3 protein-coding genes are annotated in these 2768 nt (G+C 73.2%); all 3 read left to right on the top strand.

Translation table 11 applies throughout. The features are described from left to right. Window positions 1–474 (top strand): lysoplasmalogenase family protein (locus tag ACYVE9_RS21765; protein WP_461029578.1); only part of this gene is annotated, 474 nt, incomplete at its 5' end. Window positions 475–576: 102 nt separating this feature from the next. Beyond that, on the top strand, window positions 577–1860 hold the full coding sequence (locus tag ACYVE9_RS21760) for a cytochrome P450 family protein (protein WP_461029577.1): 1284 nt from the start codon (window positions 577–579) through the stop codon (window positions 1858–1860). A gap of 222 nt (window positions 1861–2082) precedes the next feature. Then, the coding region (locus ACYVE9_RS21755) for a transglycosylase family protein (protein ID WP_461029576.1) at window positions 2083–2768 on the top strand (686 nt) is incomplete at its 3' end.

Below are 2768 nucleotides of genomic sequence, written 5' to 3'. Positions count from 1 at the left end.
TTCGCCGGACTCGCCTGCGCCACCGCCGGGGACACCGCGCTACTCCTCGACCGGCACCGGCCCGCGTTCCTGCTCGGCATGGCGGCGTTCCTCGGCACCCAGGTCAGCTACACCGCGGGTTACCTGCGGTTGGGCGCCCTCGACGGCATCCGCCGCCGGCCGCTCGCGGCAGCGGGCTGCCTCGCCGGCTGGGCGGCGGTCAACGCCGCGCTGGCCCCCTCGCTGGAACGGCAGCTGCGGCTGCCGGTGGCCGGGTACAGCCTGGCGCTGACTGCGATGGGCGTCGCCGCGCTCGGTGTCGGCGGCACGGTCGGTGCGGGCGCCGCCGCCTTCCTCGGCTCCGACCTGCTCATCGGCCTGCAGGCGGCAGGCGTCGACTTCCCGTCCCAGGAGGTGCTCATCATGGCCGGCTACCTGCTCGGGCAGTACCTCATCACCACCGGCTGGCTCGACCTGGCCGCCGCCCCGACGTGACACCGACCGCACCCGCACCCCGTCCCGCAGCCGCACTCCGCTGCCGGGGGAGGCGCACCCGTCGGGGGAGGCGCACCCGGGCGGGCGGGTTAGCTTCGGGGGGTGAACGAGACCACGTCCCCCTGCCCGGCCGGCGGAACGGCGGGGAGCCCCGCGCCGCCCACCCTCTTCGACTGGGAGTTCGCCGCCGACCCCTACCCCGCCTACGCGTGGCTCCGGGAGCACGCGCCCGTGCACCGGACCACGCTGCCCAGTGGTGTCGAGGCGTGGCTCGTCACCCGTTACGCCGACGCCCGGCAGGCGCTCGCCGACCAGCGGCTCAGCAAGAACCCCGGCCACCACAGCGAACGGGCGCACGGCAAGGGGAAAGTGGGCATTCCCGGTGAGCGCAGCGCCAACCTGATGACCCACCTGCTCAACATCGACCCGCCGGACCACACCCGGCTGCGGCGGCTGGTCTCCCAGGCCTTCACGCCACGCCGCGTCGCGGAGTTCGCGCCCCGGGTGCAGCAGCTCACCGACCGGCTGATCGACGGCTTCGCGGAACGCGGTGAGGCCGACCTCATCCACGAGTTCGCCTTCCCGCTCCCCATCTACGCGATCTGCGACCTGCTCGGTGTGCCCGCCGAGGACCAGGAGGACTTCCGGGACTGGGCCGGCATGATGATCCGGCACGGCGGCGGACCGCGCGGCGGGGTCGGACGCGCGGTGAAGAAGATGCGCGGCTACCTGGCCGACCTCATCCACCGCAAGCGGGACGCCCCCGGTGACGACCTCATCTCCGGCCTGATCAGGGCGAGCGACCACGGCGAGCACCTCACCGAGAACGAGGCCGCCGCGATGGCGTTCATCCTCCTCTTCGCCGGGTTCGAGACGACCGTGAACCTGATCGGCAACGGCGTGCACACGCTGCTGCACCACCCCGGCGAGCGTGACCGGTTGATGTCCGCGCTGGCCGTCGGCGACACCGGCCTGCTGGCGACCGGCGTCGAGGAACTGCTGCGCTACGACGGCCCGGTGGAGATGGCCACCTGGCGGTTCGCGACCGAGCCGCTCACCCTGGGCGGCCGGCAGGTCGCCACCGGCGAGCCCGTCCTGGTCGTGCTCGCGGCGGCCGACCGCGACCCGGCGAAGTTCCGCGAACCCGACACCCTGGACCTCGCCCGCCGCGACAACCAGCACCTCGGGTACGGGCACGGCATCCACTACTGTCTGGGAGCGCCGCTGGCCCGCCTGGAGGCCCAGACCGCGCTGGCGACACTGCTGACCCGGCTGCCCGATCTGCACGCGGCGGGCGATCCGGCGGATCTCCGCTGGCGGGGCGGGCTGATCATGCGCGGACTGCGTACGCTGCCGGTACGTTTCACGCCCGTGACCTTTACGTGATCTACACGACACTGGCTTGTGATGGACGGGTGTTCGAGGCTACGTTCAGCCGTCAGTCAGGGCAGCAGCCGCCGCCGGCCAGGTGTGCGGCTCGCAGAACCATCGCCACAGGACTGCCATAAGAAAGGCTTCCGCATGCTCTCCGGGACAGGCCGACACCGTCGACCCCGTCAGGCTCCTGCCGTCTTCGTCACCGCGGGGGTGACCGGAGCAGGCTTCGCGATGCCGTTGCTGGCAGCCTCCGGCGCGTCAGCCGCGGAGGCCCCCACCTGGGACCGGGTGGCCGAGTGCGAGAGCGGCGGGGTGTGGAGCTCCAACGCGGGCAACGGCTACTACGGCGGGCTCCAGTTGACGCTCAGCACCTGGGAGAAGTTCGGCGGCACGGCCTACGCCGACCGGCCCGACCTGGCCAGCCGCAGCCAGCAGATAGCGGTCGCCGAGAAGATCCTGAACAGCGAGGGTCCGGACGCGTGGCCGGGCTGCGCGGTGACCAGCGGCCTGCACGAGGACCCGACCGCGGTACCCGACATCGACCCCGGCGACCTGCCGGCCGCGTCGTCGAGCCCCGAGGCCGACGACACCTCGGCCGGTGCCACGCCCGGCGGGCAGTCGGAGAGCAGCCGGTCGGAGAGCGCCCAGCCGGAGAGCGCCCAGCCGGAGAGCACGCAGCGGGAGAGCACCCGGCAGGGTGGCGGCAGCACGCAGCAGGAGCGCGGGTCCGCGCCGACGGACGGGCCGTCAGGGAGCAGTCAGAGCCCCGCTCCTGACCGTTCCACTCCGGCCCCCGCGACGAGCGGTGCCCCCTCGACCGGAGCGAGCCCCTCCGACACCACGTCCCCGGCCGAGCGCGGGAAGTTACGTTCTCGCGGTCGCCTGCTCGACCAGGGTGCGGATCAACTCAGGCCGCA

It is taken from the genome of Streptomyces sparsus, from assembly GCF_054776295.1.
The sequence above is the reverse complement of the archived record's forward strand: the minus strand, read 5'-3'. Positions and strand labels throughout refer to the sequence as shown.